This window comes from Dysgonomonas sp. Marseille-Q5470 (assembly GCF_951230145.1).
Taxonomy (GTDB): Bacteria; Bacteroidota; Bacteroidia; order Bacteroidales; family Dysgonomonadaceae; genus Dysgonomonas.
Genome location: NZ_CATNVE010000009.1, coordinates 67,058 through 83,125 on the forward strand (window position 1 = coordinate 67,058; position 16,068 = coordinate 83,125).

A 16,068-nucleotide genomic window follows, 5' to 3' on the forward strand; every position below is an offset into this window, starting at 1 on the left:
TTGATTTAAGATTTTATTGTTGTAATATATTTAAGGTCTTCGATTTTATAGTTATCCGGTAATTTATATCCATTTACAAGGATAGTCGGAGTTGCAACGATCCCTGTCTTACTCTTCCATTCTTTATGCCTTTCAAATTCAAGTGTCACCTGTTTATTATCATTATCACAGTGATATATTTTAAAGAAATTTTCTTTATCATGCTTTCCTTTATCAAACCACAAATGAAATATTTTATCTCTTTCAGTTTTCTCAAAATAGACAGATGTTAAAAATTTGTTACTAGAGTCTAATTCTGGCCTAAATGAAGAGAATACGTACTGTATGCATAAGTTGTTTGTTTGTTTTAATAGATTTACTACACGAACATGCATCTTTGCACAAGGGTTGCAATGCGGATTAGTAAGAATAGTAACTAGTATGTCACTCTTTGGGTTTCCAAATAATATATTAGAAGTGTTTAGGTCTACATCATAATGAGGTTGCTGCTTGAGTAGGGTAGAGAAAACTGTTTCTGAAGTTTTAATGCTATTCAGTTCTTGAGTCGTTTGTTCCTGTTTATTTGATTTAATTAGCTTAGGTATAATAATATTCGTTGTCAATACCGGAATTATATATAAGGAAGCTATTAATAAAATATCTATAACTGTAAATTGTGGAACTTTAATAAATTCAAAGGTTAGGTTTACAATAAATATAGACCATAAAAGAGCTTGAATGATAAGACATAGAGGGCACCATTGTCCAGCTTTGTATTTTTGATACCACACACTCCATAAAGTATATGGTAATGCTGCAATGTTGATAAGAGCAAGATATATGATATAATTTGGCAAAAAGAGTAAAATAATAATGTTAGCTGTGAAATATCCAAAACCTATCTCACTCCATCCTATAAATCCTCCTATTTTTGCGGCATTTGATTCAAGAACATTATTACAATCTTTTTGACTAAAAAGGGAGCAGATTTTATCAGCATAATTACTCTGAATATTCATTTGTTTAAGAACAAGTAAATAACCTATATATAGTCCCGTTAAATTTAAAACTGTTAGTAAGATTGAACCAATATTATTGTATGTTAGATTAGATATAAAGGTTAATATAATTAATATAGAAATAGCTCCAGTCAATAATATATTTTGAACTAAAGATAATCGCTCCTGTTTACGATGCTCCAAATAGTTGGGCTCTGCCGATTTTTCATTTATTTCTACCAACAGGGTAACTCCATTCCATAATTTGCAGAAGTTATCAACAGAGAGCTCCATCTTCTTCTCCTTCCATATATAATGAACTTTCACAGGTGTTATCTTATATACAATTGCAAAATCAGTACCTAAATAGACTATAAAAGGAGCTTCTATATTAAAGATTTCATCTTCCTTATTATTGATTTTTACTCCAACATTTTCTATGTTGTAATCAGAAAGTATTTTCGATAATCCATATAAATTGTATTTATGAGGATGTTCGTTATAAAAACGTGATGAATAGGAATGAGTGTGTTTTACATTCAGTAATCCTAATAATGTCGTAAATATATTTCTCATATCAAAACTAAGAGCGTATTAGGTATTAAGTGTTAACTATGCTGGGGCATTTTAATTTGTCTTTCGATAATACAAAGCTATATAAAACATGTGGGTTACGATTCATTATACTTTGATAATATGATTTTTTTTATGTGTGTATTGTTCTTAAAATACTGTTTGTTTGTTTGTTATTCTTTTTATATGTTCGGTTTAATATGACTTTTTTTATCAGTATACAATCTTTATGTGTTAAATAGGATACCTTTTGGGTAAAATGAGATACATTCTTTATATTCTCTCTCTTTTCGTATACATCTTATATTATTTATATTACCTTTATTTCATAACATGGAGATAAGGAAGTAGATATGAGAAAAATTAGTATAATATTTTGCCTTTGCCTACTATTTTGTAATTGTGATAGCCGATCACCTTTAATTAAGGATGACAAGACACTACGCAGCTTAATAGATAAAGCCTTGAATGAAAATGATGAATTTGCATACAGTGAAGTAAGAGCTCATTATTTTTCAGAAGAAAGACTTCAGGATTTTTGTTATTATGCAATAAAGATGGCTAATAAATATGATTATCCGGATGCGTATTATGATGTTTTTGTAACATTAACCCTTACAGAAAATAAACCTATAGACAGTTTAGAGAATAAAACTAGATGTTTAGCTTTATATTATCTATTAAAAGCAAAAGAATTAGGCTCTGAAAGAGGAAAATATGATATACAAAACATATTTCCAGATAGTATTCCTAACTCAACTTATTATTTAGAAGAAATGTCAAAAGAATAATATCTTGTTTGTAAAATAAAGATACTTTTGTTTCTTCGGATTCGTAATTCGGATATTTCCTTAATGTGTTTTATTATATTTATTTTATGAGTGTAATGAAGATTTTACAGCAATCAGGATTCTCCATTGCAATTATTCTAATAATAATTGGCTATATAGCTTGGAAAAATGAATATAAGATTTTTGCAATAGTTATGTATATTCTTGCTTTTATATTCTTTATTTTAATTGTTATTGGTTTTACAGCATACGTTTGCCCTTAATGGCTTTCATCCCTTCTACTGCTTAATTATAGCAGTCTTTCTTTTTGTTTTACCCCACAAGCACCCTTTTCGCTCCCTAATTACCCAAGCTAAGACTATAAATATTTAATCTACATCCATCGTTCTACAATCAATTCCAATATTCTATCATCGGAAGCATAGGAATAGGTTTATAGATAAATTCTATTAAAATATATTTGTGTATAAATAAAAACTATATACCTTTGCGATGTATAGATAAAAAACATAAGTATAATTTAAATATAAATAAAATTTATTATGAAGCCTATTATTAATTTACAATTACCAGAATTTAAAGTACAAGCCTATCACAATGGAGCTTTTAAAACAGTAACACATGAAGACGTAAAAGGGAAGTGGGCAATCTTCTTCTTTTACCCTGCCGATTTTACTTTTGTGTGCCCAACAGAACTTGTTGATGTAGCTGACAAATATGATCAACTGCAAGCAATGGGAGTAGAGGTTTATTCTGTAAGTACAGACTCACATTTTGTGCATAAAGCTTGGCATGATGCATCCGAAAGTATTCGCAAGATCAAATATCCGATGTTAGCTGATACCGTAGGGGTACTCAGCCGTGCATTTGGCGTGATGATCGAAGAGGAAGGAATGGCATATAGAGGAACTTTCCTTCTAAATCCTGAGGGACAAGTTAAGATTGCCGAAATCCATGACAATGGAATTGGGCGTAATGCAGACGAATTGCTTCGCAAGGTGGAAGCTGCTCAGTTTGTAGCAACACACGACGGTGAAGTTTGTCCTGCTAAATGGAAAAAAGGAGAAGAAACACTCAAGCCAAGTATAGATCTGGTTGGTAAGATTTAATATTCAAATTTGCAGACCGGCTTAACAGAGCCGGTTTTTAAATCAACCTAATTAAAAATAAAATACATGTTAGATTCATCTTTTAAAGAACAATTACGCTCGATATTCTCTGAACTGAAAAATCAGTATACATTAAATATTACAGCTTTCGACCAGCATGACTCCTATCGTGAACTTGTCGATCTTCTCGATGATGTGGCTTCTTGTTCCGATAATATTTCCTGTCAGATTAATAAAGGTGAAGGGCTCGAGTTCTCTTTATTGAAAAATGGAGAAGATACACGTATTAAATTCAGAGGAGTACCTAACGGACATGAGTTTACTTCTTTATTATTGGCTATACTGAACAGTGACGGCAAGGGGAAGAATATCCCTGACGAATTTGTTGTAAACAGAGTTAAAGCTCTTCGGGGGCCTATACATCTTACTACTTATGTATCGCTGACGTGTACCAATTGTCCTGATATTGTTCAGGCACTTAATGTTATGGCTACTCTCAACTCTGAGATATATCACGAGATGGTAGATGGAGCGATAAATCAGGAAGAGGTTGATGCTCTTAAGCTGCAAGGAGTTCCTGCTGTATTTGCTGATGGTAAATTGATTCATGTTGGTCGTGGCGAATTCGGCGAGTTATTATCTAAACTCGAAGATCAGTATGGAAGTAAAGAAGTGGCAGATAATAATCCAACAGTCAGAGAGTATGATGTAGCTGTAATAGGTGGAGGTCCCGCAGGAGTTGCCGCGTCTATTTACTCGGCTCGTAAAGGTTTAAAGGTGGCTTTGTTGGCTGAACGCATAGGAGGACAAGTAAAGGAAACAGTAGGAATAGAAAATCTCATTTCTGTTACCAAGACAACAGGTGAAGTGCTGTCGAACAACCTCAAAGTACACTTGCAAGATTATCCTGTGGATATACTCGAGCATCGAAAGGTAGAGAAAGTGGCGTTGATTGATGGTAAAAAAACAATATCCGTTGTAGGCGGAGAAAAGATAATTACTCCCGCTGTGATAATAGCTACAGGGGCGAGTTGGAGAAAACTCAATGTACCCGGCGAATCGGATTATATAGGAAAAGGAGTTGCTTTCTGTCCTCATTGCGATGGACCATTTTATAAAGGTAAAGAAGTAGCTGTTGTAGGTGGAGGAAATTCTGGAGTAGAGGCCGCAATAGATCTTGCGGGTATTTGCACTAAGGTAACTCTATTTGAATATGCAGAAGAACTTAAGGCTGATAAGATTTTGCAAGAAAAAGCTAAAAGCCTCCCTAATGTAGAGATCATACTGAATACCCAAACAACAGAGGTAATCGGTGACGAGAAGGTTACCGGAATAAAAGTCAAAGACCGTACTACCGGTGACGAACGCATCGTCAATCTGAACGGCATATTTGTGCAGATCGGATTGGCTCCTAATAGTTCTGTTTTTAGAGACTTAGTGGACGTGAATCGTTTTGGAGAAATAGCCATCGATACTCATTGCCGTACGAGCATACCCGGCGTTTATGCAGCAGGAGATGTCACAACTGTGCCATTTAAACAAATTATAATAGCAATGGGCGAAGGAGCGAAGGCTTCCCTTTCGGCATTCGAAGACCGTATGCGGGGAGTTATCTGATATAAGAATAGTATATTTTATCGTCTGTATGACGAGAGATTGAAGAAGGAAAAATTACAGGTATATGTTGCTTGTAATTTTTTTTGTCTGTAAATGTATGAATTAAAAAATACGATAAAACTTTAAGATAAAGTTTCGAATAATTCCATGCAATCTTTTTACCTTTACTTGTGTTTAGTAGTGTTTGTAAAATATGGACTTCAGAACAAAAATAGAAATTCCAACGTCAGACTTTAAGATATCTCATAAGAGTCATATCATGATATTTGGCTCTTGTTTTTCTGAGAATATGGGAAGGTTGTTTTTGGAAAATAAATTCAATACAAATCTCAATCCTTTCGGGATTCTCTACAATCCCTTATCCATTAGTCAGACTTTGAGGCTGCTTATCGATCAAAAGGTATTTACAGAAAAAGAAATTTTTGAATACAAAGGACTTTATCAAAGTTTTTGGCATCATGGGTCTTTTTCAGATGTAGATAAGGATAAATGCCTGCAAGGGATAAACCATAGTTTGATGAATGGATCAAACGATATTCGCAAGGCCGATGTTCTTTTTGTTACATTTGGAACAGCGTATGTCTTTCGTTCTTTGAAAGAGAATATGGTAGTTGGTAATTGCCATAAGCTGCCTGCTGCTGAATTCGAACGTTTTCGTCTTTCTGTTGAAGATATTTTAGCAGAGTGGGAAGGTTTGGTAAAGGATTTGAGAAAAATAAATCCATCGTTGCGAATAGTGTTCACGGTAAGTCCTGTTCGTCACCTCAAAGATGGAGCCCATGATAACCAGTTGAGCAAATCTACTTTGCTTTTGGCTGTAGATAAAATTTGTAGCATGGTAGAAGGTTTGCATTATTTCCCTTCTTATGAAATTGTTTTGGATGAATTACGTGATTATCGATTCTATGATGAAGACATGACTCATCCAAATCAAATAGCAATTAAATATATCTGGCAACGATTGTCAGAGACACATTTTGATGAAGAAGCTCCCCCTATAATAAAAGAATGGCAAAAAATATACCAGGCTCTAAATCATAGACCTATAAATAACCAAAGTGATGATTATAAGCATTTTTTAAGGCAAACTTTGTTAAAGTTGAAAGCCTTCAATAAGAAATATCCATACATTTGTTGCGAACAAGAAATTGTGGATTTGGAAAACAGATCTTAATTAAAAAAGAAGAATGAAATATTCTATATATCAGGTAGCTAAGATAATTGATGCTATGCCAACCGATCTGAACGAAACTGCCATTAGTATTCTACTTACTGACAGCCGTCAGGTCTTTTTTCCCGACGAAACATTATTCTTTGCCCTTAAGACTAAGAATAATGATGGACATCGGTATATTTCCGAGCTGTATGAGCTGGGCGTTCGTAACTTTGTAGTATCTGATTTACAACCCGAGTGGGAAGAATATGAAGATGCAAACTTTCTTGTAGTGGTAAATACGCTATTTGCTCTTCAACGTCTAGCAGCATATCATCGCAATCAGTTTAATGTGCCTGTTATTGGTATTACAGGAAGTAACGGTAAAACAGTGGTGAAGGAGTGGCTTTATCAAGTACTTCATCATGATTTTAATATTACGCATTCTCCTCGGAGCTATAATTCTCAAATTGGTGTACCTCTTTCTGTTTGGCAGATGAATACTCATACGCAGTTGGGCATATTTGAAGCAGGGGTATCTCAACCTGAAGAGATGGCAAAGCTCGAGGCGATTATAAATCCTACTATTGGTATATTTACCAATATCGGACAGGCTCATCAGGAAGGTTTCAAATCTATGAAACAAAAATGTCTCGAGAAACTGGAGCTTTTTATAAACTGCGATGTCATTATTTGTGAAGAAGAGAATGAGCTTGTAGACGAATGTATGGAGATAGCCTGTCTTTCTCACAAACGCCTGACATGGTCTCGCAAGGGATCTAACAAAAGCCCATTGCATATAATGAAAGTTGAGAAGCTCGGAAATTGTACGACCATTCATTATTCTATTCTGGGAATGGCCTCTCAGTTTACGATTCCTTTTGCTGATAATGCAGCTATCGAAAATGCTATCCATGTATTGGCTACTGCCATTTATTTGCACTTGTCTTTACCCGATATAAATCAGCGTATGGCCGGTCTTGAGCCTGTTGCAATGCGTCTTGATGTACGTCAAGGGAAAAATAATACAATACTGATAAATGATACATATAATTCTGATATAAACTCTTTGGGAATTGCTCTTGACTTTCTGGCTCAAAGGGCAACGGATAGCCAAAAGCGAAAGGTGCTTATAATATCAGATATTCCACAGTCGGGGTTAGTACCTAAAGAACTGTATTATTTGGCATCGAATCTGGTGTTGAATAAAAAAATAGATGTACTTATCGGTATCGGTAAAGAAATTTCTACATATAAGGAATTGTTTAAGAATGGTGAAATGCATTTCTTCAATACGACCAATGACTTTATCCATTCGAATATATGGAGCGATTTCCATGATATGTTTATTTTGCTGAAAGGGGCACGTAGTTTCTCTTTCGAGAGTATAAATAAACTGCTGGAGGTGAAAACGCACGAAACAGTGCTCGATATAGATTTAGATGCAATCGTTCACAATTATAACTTTTATAGATCAAGACTGAACCCTAAAACCAAAATGGTATGTATGGTTAAGGCCGATGGCTATGGTACAGGAGCGACAGAGGTAGCAAAAACGTTGCAGTATCATAAGTGCGATTATCTGGCCGTTGCCGTTGCAGAAGAAGGCGTTTTCTTGAGAAAACAAGGAATAAAAGTTCCTATCATTGTTCTCAACTCCGAAGTAGGGGGATTTGAAGAGTTGGCGATGTATGCACTCGAACCCGAAGTGTATAATTTCAGAATATTGGATGCTTTTATAAAGGAAGCCAAATTGCAGGGGATTACAAATTATCCGATACATATCAAAATAGATACAGGAATGCATCGGTTAGGATTTACAGAAGAAGATATTCCTGAACTGATGGAGCGTATTAAGTCGCAAACAGGAGTACGTATCCAATCTGTCTTCTCTCATTTAGCGGCAAGTGAAAGTTGGAACTTTGATAATTTTACAGTTGATCAGATCAAAACCTTTAAGAAAATAACGAAAGAAATAGAGAAGAACTGCCACTATCAGGTAATGAAACATATCCTTAATTCGGCAGGGATAGAACGTTTCCCCAACGAGCAAATGGACATGGTGAGGCTGGGTATAAGTCTTTATGGAGTAAGTGCAAGTGGTTTGAACGGACTTCGTAACGTATGTACCTTGAAGACCACCATCCTGCAGATCAAATACATCAAGGCCGGAGAAACTGTTGGTTATGGGCGTAAAGGTCATTTCGATAAAGATGCCACAATAGCAACTATCCGTATCGGATATGCCGATGGGCTTAGTCGTCAGTTTGGTAATGGAGTTGGTAAGGTATTGGTGAATGGGCACATGGTACCTATTGTTGGAAATATTTGTATGGATTTATCAATGATCGATGTTACCGGAGTAGATGTGAAAGAAGGAGACTCGGTAGTCATCTTTGGCGAAAATCCATCTGTCGTAGATTTGGCTAAGGAAATAAATACAATCCCTTATGAGATACTAACGTCTATCTCTAGCAGGGTAAAACATATTTATTATAAAGAATAAGTTTCGTTAAGCATATATATAATAATAAAGGCTGCGTTTTTGCAGCCTTTATTATTATATATATCCACTATACTTAATTCTTAAAATCTAACTCTCCATCTCTCATATCAATTATAATAGACTTCGATTTATCTATAGTACCGGCAAGCAACTGTCTCGATAGCGGATCTAACACCATTCGCTGAATAACCCTTTTTACAGGACGTGCGCCAAACTCTGGGTCGAATCCCATTTGAGAAATCCAATTGACTGCTTCATCTTCGAATTTAAGATCGACACCGTTTCCTTTCAGCATGCGGACAACGCCATCGAGCTGAATACGAACAACCTGCTCTATCTCTTTCAAAGTTAATGGCTCGAACATGATTATCTCATCAATACGATTCAGAAATTCAGGACGAATATTAACTTTCAACATATTGAGAACTTCCTTCTTGGTTCTTTCTACTACCTCATCATGATTCTTTGGCGTAATACCTGCAAAGTTTTCACGAATCAGTGGAGATCCCATATTGGATGTCATAATGATAATCGTATTCTTAAAGTTTACCACTCGTCCTTTATTATCTGTCAATCGTCCATCATCAAGCACTTGCAACAGAATATTAAACACGTCGGGATGCGCTTTTTCTATCTCATCGAAAAGAACGACTGAATAGGGTTTACGGCGGATAGCCTCGGTAAGTTGTCCTCCTTCGTCATAACCTACATATCCCGGAGGTGCTCCTATAAGACGAGTAGCACTGAATTTCTCCTGATATTCGCTCATGTCTATACGTGTCATCATATTCTCATCATCGAACAAGAACTCCGCTAAGGCTTTTGCCAGTTCAGTTTTACCGACACCTGTTGTACCCAAGAATATAAACGAACCTATCGGACGTTTCGGGTCTTGCAACCCGGCACGACTACGGCGAATAGCATTGGATACGGCAGAGATAGCCTCATCCTGGCCAACAACCCTTCGGTGCAGTTCCTCTTCCAAGTTTAACAACTTATCCTTTTCACTTTGAAGCATCTTGTTCACAGGTATACCTGTCCAGCGAGAAACAACATCTGCAATATCAAAAGAATCGACCTCTTCCTTTACCATTGCCTGATTGCCTTGCATGTCATGCAATTGAGATTGGAGTTGAGCAATGCCTGTTTCCAGTTCTTTTATTTTGCCGTAACGCAATTCTGCGACTTTACCATAGTCACCTTCACGCTCTGCTTTTTCAGCTTCAAACTTAGCATTCTCAATATCTATCTTATTCTGCTGTATCTTATTAATGACGTCTTTTTCTGATTGCCATTTTGCTTTAAGTTCTGTTTCCTCTTCTTTGAGTTTACTGATTTCTTTAGTCAGTTCAGCTTCTTTCTGATTGTCATTTTCTCGACGGATAGCTTCTCGTTCAATCTCTAGTTGCTTGATACGACGGCTCTTTTCGTCAAGTTCTTCGGGAACAGAATCCACTTCCATTCGCAATTTGGCAGCAGCCTCATCCATCAGGTCAATTGCCTTATCGGGTAAGAAACGATCTGTAATGTAACGGCTCGATAGCTGGACAGCAGCAACAATAGCCTCATCTTTGATACGTACCTTATGGTGGTTTTCATATTTCTCTTTCAAGCCACGCAGGATAGATATTGCATCCACTTCGCTTGGCTCATCTACCATCACTATCTGGAAACGGCGTTCGAGTGCTTTATCTTTCTCAAAATATTTCTGATATTCGTCCAAAGTGGTAGCTCCTATCGAGCGCAGTTCTCCACGAGCTAAGGCAGGCTTCAAAATATTGGCTGCGTCCATAGCACCTTCGCTCTTACCGGCGCCCACCAGAGTATGTATTTCGTCGATGAAAAGAATAATCTCCCCTTCCGATTTTGTCACTTCGTTTACTACCGATTTGAGACGCTCTTCGAATTCTCCTTTGTACTTAGCTCCTGCAATCAGAGCACCCATATCCAAAGAATAGATTTGTTTGCTTTTTAAATTTTCGGGCACATCACCACGAACAATACGATGAGCAAGACCTTCTGCAATAGCTGTTTTTCCTGTACCGGGTTCACCGATAAGTATCGGGTTATTCTTTGTCCTACGACTCAGAATCTGAAGTACCCGACGAATTTCTTCATCACGACCAATCACGGGATCAAGTTTCCCGTCTTTTGCTCTTTGAGTCAGATTGATAGCATATTTTTCCAAAGACTGATATGTATCTTCTGCACTTTGGCTATTTACGTTACTACCTTTACGCAGCTCACTTATAGCTTGCTGCAACTCATTTTCTGAAACTCCCGCATCTTTCAATATCTGCGAAGCCGAACTTTTACTAGCCAAAATACCTAACAGCAAATGCTCGATAGATACATATTGATCTCCCATTTTCTTAGCATAATCCATTGCTTTGTCCAAAGCTGAATTACTTTCGCGGCTTAAGTATGCTTCGCCCCCACCCGATACTTTCGGAAAAGAGTCTATTTCTTTATTAAGCACAGAAGTAATATACGCCGGATTAGCTCCAAGCTTTTGAAAAAGAAAATTCACAACATTCTCACCACTCATAATCACTCCAAGTAGAATATGAGCAGGCTCGATAGCTTGCTGTCCTTTCTCTTTCGTTATCTCAATTGCTTTTTGAACAGCCTCTTGAGATTTGATTGTAAAATTGTTGAAATTCATATTTTTAGTTTCTTTATTTCGTTATTTATAGTATTTATATTCTATAGTTCAAATTACTTGCCAAACAACAATAGTGACAAAATGTCAGCAATCAACTTTATACCTGATAACGAACAGAATATAAAAAAGAGACTATCCCTGAAGGATAGCCTCTCATATCGTGTATTCTACTTTTACTGACGGTTATTTATTATTTTCCAGCCATTTCAGTCTCCTTTGATCAGGCAAGTGAGTCACCTTAAAGTTTTCGAATTTAGCCTCAAAACCATTACCATCGGGACTGGCGGCCATCAAACCTACCATTACCGGAGTATTATCTTGCAGATAAGCATTACGCATCATAGTATATGTCTTATCATCGAAAGAATAAAAAACTTCCACTGCATCAATACGTCTTACAGCCTTGATCCATACATAAGATATCTTTTTATCCAATTCAATAACGCTCCAGTCGCTGGTCTTATGAGTTACCACAGTACTTAAATTATACTTTCCATCTACAAATTCGATCCCTGTCTTGATGTAGTTTTCGTGATCTATACGAAGCATCAAGCCCATTTGATCGAAACGAGCTTTGTAATCTCCTGTAATTTTTACTTTCACCTCAAACTCTCCTCCATATGTCGTATAATAAAAAGGAGCATCATCGACAGTAAACCCATAGTGAGATATACGCCAATAATCACTCTGAGGTGTTACAAACATACTTAATGTTTTATTTTTCACTTCCCATTTTTCAGGTTCATTAAACCATTGCATTTTTTCTAAACTCTGTGCTGAAGCAAATTGGGCTAATACTACAGCAAATAAACTAACTGCGATTTTTTTCATTTTTCTATCTTGTTTTTAATTTACGATTATATCCGATATTACGAGATATCTCCAATCCTGTATCCCTAATCTGGAGTCCTATGTTTTTCACTATTTCTTTTGGTAAGCGTCCTGCCGGACCCGAAGTCCAAATACAGGCTATTGCATTTCCTTTTTCATCAAATATGGGGGCTGCAATGCAATGCACACCTTCAACAGTCTCATTCAGATCTATTGCATATCCGTCCTGAATTATCTTATTCAACTCTTTCTCCAGTTGCTCTTTATCTGTTATCGTGTATTCATTCAGAGCTTCAAAGCGTATCTCCGAAAGTTTTTCCTTTTGTTTCTTCCCCGACATAAAAGCCAGTAATACTTTCCCCGGAGCAGTAGAATGAAGATTGAAGCGCATCCCTTGCTGTAAGATGAACACAAAGTCTAGATTCCCCTGCACTTGCTTCAATAAAACCACTTCTGCATCAACAAGTGTTCCTATCATGACCGATTCTCCGACATTATCACGCAAACGCTTCATATATTCTTCCGACATCTCAATGATATCGTAGCTACTTACAGCTTTAAGTCCGAGCAAAAGTAATTTTCGGGAAAGGAAATAACGAAAGTTACCGGGTTCTCGCCCTATATAACCGATCTCGAGAAGATTTGTCGCTATTTTATAAATGGATGATTTTGGATAATCGAGAAGCCCAACAATTTCTTGCAAAGTCAGTCCTTGAGGATGCTCCGACAAAAGCTCAAGCAACTCCATCGACTTGGTTATCATCGATACATTCCTATTTTCCATTCAATCTATATTTATACACAAAAACAATAAATAATACATATATATAGATTCAATCCATATATAAGGATAAATATATAAATTTTGAATAAATATCAAAAGCTTATTCAATAAAAAAAGCTGCATACAAAAATGTACACAGCTTACATATCGTTAATACTGCAAAAATTAAAGGAGGCTATCCGGATTTAAGTTTACAGCTTCAATATCTTTAAAGTAATTGTATGTTCCTACTTTTAGTTCATAAGTTGCCATCTCGTCGCAAACAATAATTCCTTTAGGATGTAATTGCAAAGCTGTGATAGTCCACATCTGATTGATAGAACCTTCTACCACCTGAGCCAAAGCACGGGCTTTGTTATGACCATTCACCATGATTAGCACTTCTTTAGCATCAAGAATTGTTCCAACGCCAACAGTGACTGATGTTTTTGGCACCTTGTTTACATCGTTATCAAAAAAGCGTGAGTTCGCAATTATAGTATCCTGTGTCAGCGTTTTTATACGAGTACGAGAAGACAACGAAGATCCCGGCTCGTTAAAAGCAATATGACCATCTGCACCAATCCCTCCCAAAAACAAATCAACACCGCCTACAGCCTTCATTTTAGCTTCGTAAGCCGCACACTCAGCCTCTAGGTCTGATGCATTACCATTCAGCATGTTTACATTTGCCGGATTGATATCTATATGGCTAAAAAAATTACTCCACATAAAAGTATGGTAACTCTGCGGATGATCTTTCGGTAAACCCACATACTCATCCATGTTGAAAGTGACAATATGCTGAAAGGAAACTCTCTTTTCCTGATAATGCTTTATCAACGCTTTATACATACCCATAGGCGAAGAACCGGTAGGCAATCCTAACACAAAAGGTTTTTCAGCAGTTGGATTTGCAGCCTTAATCTTAGAAACTACATAGTTTGCCGCCCATTGCGAAAGTAAATCGTAATCTGGTTGAATAATTAATCTCATGATTATTAAATCTTAAATATGTTAGTTTATAAAAAACAAAGCAAACCCTTTAGTACAATATACTAAAAGGTTTGTCTTCGTAATGATATTATAAAGGATGATATTCTACAAATGCTTCAATAGCTTCGTAAGATGCCAATCCTAATTGTCGGTACAATTCGGCTGTAGCACGGTTTCTGTCTTCGGAACGTTGCCAGAAGAGACGCTCATCGTTGCCCAAGAACGGAGCACTCTCCATTTGCGATTGATGTTTCAATATTGCATTTCTTTTCTTACGAAGTTCTTCAGGAGAGATAGGCACAGCCATTTCAATATGGTCAATTTCCCACTCAGCCCAAGCACCACGATACATCCATATACGACATTCTTTGAGCCACTCTGCACCCTTTAGCTCGTCAATAGCAGCAAGTATAGCATCAAGACACACTTTGTGAGTTCCATGTGGGTCAGCCAAGTCACCTGCAACAAATATCTGATGAGGTTGTACGCTTACCAAATAGTTTTTCACGATTTCTACATCTGCTTCTGAAATCGGATTTTTCTTCACACGGCCGGTTTCATAAAATGGAAGATCTAAGAATGTAACGTTTTCAGGTTGCACTCCTACATAGCGACAAGCTGTTGTAGCTTCTTGACGGCGAATATGCCCTTTCATGAAAAGAATGTCTGCGGTATCAACATCACCTTCTTTTTTATCTTGCAATAAAAACTGCAAAACATCAGCATATTTTTTCTTCAATACCTCATTATTGGCATCGTATTTATTTCTCACATCTTCTAAGAAAGAAACATAACGAACTACCTCTTCATCGCCTACCGCAATATTACCTGATGTCTGGTATGCCACATGCACATCGTGCTTCTGGTCAACAAGACGCTTGAATGTTCCTCCCATAGAGATTACATCATCATCGGGATGCGGGCTGAAAACGATTACTTTTTTTGGATACGGAGTTGCTCGTTCAGGACGATTAGTATCGTCAGCATTTGGTTTACCTCCGGGCCAACCGGTAATTGTATGTTGAAGATCGTTAAATATCTTGATATTTACATTGTAAGCAGAACCGTATAGTGCTAACAACTCTTCGAGGCTATTATCTTGATAATCTTTATTGGTTAATTTCAAGATCGGTTTATTCACTTTGAAACAAAGCCAAACAATAGCTCTGCGAATCATTTTGCTAGTCCACTCGCAGCTTGTTACCAACCATGGTTGGTTTATACGAGTCAGACTAAATGCCGCATTCAGGTCGATATGCACAGTTGTATTTGGATGAGCTTGCAAGCATGAAGCAGGAACAGACTCAGAAACCGGACCCTCTACCACATCTTTTATACTTTTTGCTTTATCCTCACCCCAAGCGATAAGAGCTATCTCACGAGCTCTCATAATAGTAGATATCCCCATCGTTACTGCACTAGGTGGAACCTGCTCTAAAGATCCGAATGTGTTTATAGCTTCTTTTCTCGACTGCTGATCCAACAGGACTAAGCGAGTATTTGAATTCATACTCGATCCGGCAATGTTAATTCCGATATTACCGGCACGACCTAATCCCAATAACAAATAATCAATTCCTCCAACGTTTTGTATAGTCTGTTCGTAGGCTTTACAATAGTTCAATATTTCTTCTTTGCGTACTTGTCCATCAGGAGAATATACATTGTTCAGATCAATATCTATATAATCCAAGAAAGACTCTTTCAGTAGTTTGAGATTACCACTAGACTGAGGTGCAAGGGGATAAAACTCGTAGATATTGAATATTACAACATCTTTGAAGCTTAGTCCATCTTCTTTATGCAAACGTATCAGCTCTTGATAAATAGTTTGAGGTGAATGTCCTCCGGGAAGTGCCAAAACAAATTTTTGTCCGGCAATAGTTTTGTTTTTAATCTTACGCGCAATATCTCTAGCGATGCTTAGTGAAGCCTCTACTGAAGATTCATATATTTGGGTGGGTACTTTCTCGAAACGAGTTAAAGCAGAAAGCTCAAATTCATTTTCGGGACGATAATATCGTGGTGACACCCGATCTAATACGATTTGCGAACTTAAATCCAATCTCATATTAAAAATTTATTAA

At 36.8% G+C, this 16,068-nt stretch carries 11 protein-coding genes; 5 read left to right on the top strand and 6 right to left on the bottom strand.

The features are described 5' to 3' along the window. Nucleotides 1–5: 5 nt before the first annotated feature. Nucleotides 6–1,553: a vitamin K epoxide reductase family protein gene (locus QOX35_RS13510; protein WP_283687384.1), complete on the bottom strand. Its 1,548-nt coding sequence runs from the start codon at nt 1,551–1,553 to the stop codon at nt 6–8. A 461-nt stretch (nt 1,554–2,014) separates the two neighbouring features. Between QOX35_RS13510 and QOX35_RS13515 the strand changes: the two genes are divergently transcribed. From QOX35_RS13515 to QOX35_RS13535, 5 genes are all read left to right on the top strand, one after another. Beyond that, the gene (locus QOX35_RS13515; protein ID WP_283687385.1) at nt 2,015–2,341 is read left to right on the top strand and encodes a hypothetical protein; all 327 of its coding nucleotides are present in this window, start codon (nt 2,015–2,017) and stop codon (nt 2,339–2,341) included. Between the two features lie 542 nt (nt 2,342–2,883). Then, nucleotides 2,884–3,450 (top strand): alkyl hydroperoxide reductase subunit C, encoded by a 567-nt coding sequence (ahpC, locus tag QOX35_RS13520; protein WP_135106925.1) that lies wholly within the window; start codon nt 2,884–2,886, stop codon nt 3,448–3,450. 66 nt (nt 3,451–3,516) lie between these two features. Beyond that, nucleotides 3,517–5,067, top strand: a complete 1,551-nt coding sequence (gene ahpF, locus QOX35_RS13525; RefSeq protein WP_283687386.1) for an alkyl hydroperoxide reductase subunit F — start codon at nt 3,517–3,519, stop codon at nt 5,065–5,067. Between the two features lie 193 nt (nt 5,068–5,260). Continuing rightward, complete coding sequence (locus tag QOX35_RS13530; protein WP_283687387.1) at nt 5,261–6,241, top strand: GSCFA domain-containing protein; 981 nt, start codon at nt 5,261–5,263, stop codon at nt 6,239–6,241. Nucleotides 6,242–6,254: 13 nt separating this feature from the next. Next, nucleotides 6,255–8,726, top strand: coding sequence for a bifunctional UDP-N-acetylmuramoyl-tripeptide:D-alanyl-D-alanine ligase/alanine racemase (locus tag QOX35_RS13535; RefSeq protein WP_283687388.1), 2,472 nt, complete (start codon nt 6,255–6,257; stop codon nt 8,724–8,726). Nucleotides 8,727–8,799: 73 nt separating this feature from the next. Here the strand turns inward: QOX35_RS13535 and clpB are convergent, their stop codons facing one another. From clpB to QOX35_RS13560, 5 genes are all read right to left on the bottom strand, one after another. After that, nucleotides 8,800–11,391: an ATP-dependent chaperone ClpB gene (gene clpB / locus QOX35_RS13540; RefSeq protein ID WP_283687389.1), complete on the bottom strand. Its 2,592-nt coding sequence runs from the start codon at nt 11,389–11,391 to the stop codon at nt 8,800–8,802. Between the two features lie 183 nt (nt 11,392–11,574). Then, on the bottom strand, nt 11,575–12,222 hold the full coding sequence (locus QOX35_RS13545) for a DUF1349 domain-containing protein (RefSeq protein ID WP_283687390.1): 648 nt from the start codon (nt 12,220–12,222) through the stop codon (nt 11,575–11,577). Between the two features lie 4 nt (nt 12,223–12,226). Further along, nucleotides 12,227–13,006 carry an IclR family transcriptional regulator gene (locus QOX35_RS13550; protein WP_283687391.1) on the bottom strand — a complete coding sequence of 260 codons (780 nt, stop codon included), beginning with the start codon at nt 13,004–13,006 and terminating at the stop codon, nt 12,227–12,229. Nucleotides 13,007–13,171: 165 nt separating this feature from the next. Next, nucleotides 13,172–13,981 carry a glucosamine-6-phosphate deaminase gene (gene nagB, locus QOX35_RS13555; RefSeq protein WP_135107007.1) on the bottom strand — a complete coding sequence of 270 codons (810 nt, stop codon included), beginning with the start codon at nt 13,979–13,981 and terminating at the stop codon, nt 13,172–13,174. Between the two features lie 88 nt (nt 13,982–14,069). Beyond that, nucleotides 14,070–16,052, bottom strand: a complete 1,983-nt coding sequence (locus QOX35_RS13560; protein ID WP_283687392.1) for a glucosamine-6-phosphate deaminase — start codon at nt 16,050–16,052, stop codon at nt 14,070–14,072. Nucleotides 16,053–16,068: the final 16 nt, after the last annotated feature.

Bases quoted from the DNA above. Each gene is read 5' to 3' on its own strand.
- QOX35_RS13535 (WP_283687388.1), top strand. From the start codon at position 6,255: ATGAAATATTCTATATATCAGGTAGCTAAGATAATTGATGCTATGCCA.
- nagB (WP_135107007.1), bottom strand. From the start codon at position 13,981: ATGAGATTAATTATTCAACCAGATTACGATTTACTTTCGCAATGGGCG.
- QOX35_RS13560 (WP_283687392.1), bottom strand. From the start codon at position 16,052: ATGAGATTGGATTTAAGTTCGCAAATCGTATTAGATCGGGTGTCACCA.
- QOX35_RS13530 (WP_283687387.1), top strand. From the start codon at position 5,261: ATGGACTTCAGAACAAAAATAGAAATTCCAACGTCAGACTTTAAGATA.
- ahpF (WP_283687386.1), top strand. From the start codon at position 3,517: ATGTTAGATTCATCTTTTAAAGAACAATTACGCTCGATATTCTCTGAA.
- QOX35_RS13545 (WP_283687390.1), bottom strand. From the start codon at position 12,222: ATGAAAAAAATCGCAGTTAGTTTATTTGCTGTAGTATTAGCCCAATTT.
- ahpC (WP_135106925.1), top strand. From the start codon at position 2,884: ATGAAGCCTATTATTAATTTACAATTACCAGAATTTAAAGTACAAGCC.
- QOX35_RS13550 (WP_283687391.1), bottom strand. From the start codon at position 13,006: ATGGAAAATAGGAATGTATCGATGATAACCAAGTCGATGGAGTTGCTT.
- QOX35_RS13510 (WP_283687384.1), bottom strand. From the start codon at position 1,553: ATGAGAAATATATTTACGACATTATTAGGATTACTGAATGTAAAACAC.
- clpB (WP_283687389.1), bottom strand. From the start codon at position 11,391: ATGAATTTCAACAATTTTACAATCAAATCTCAAGAGGCTGTTCAAAAA.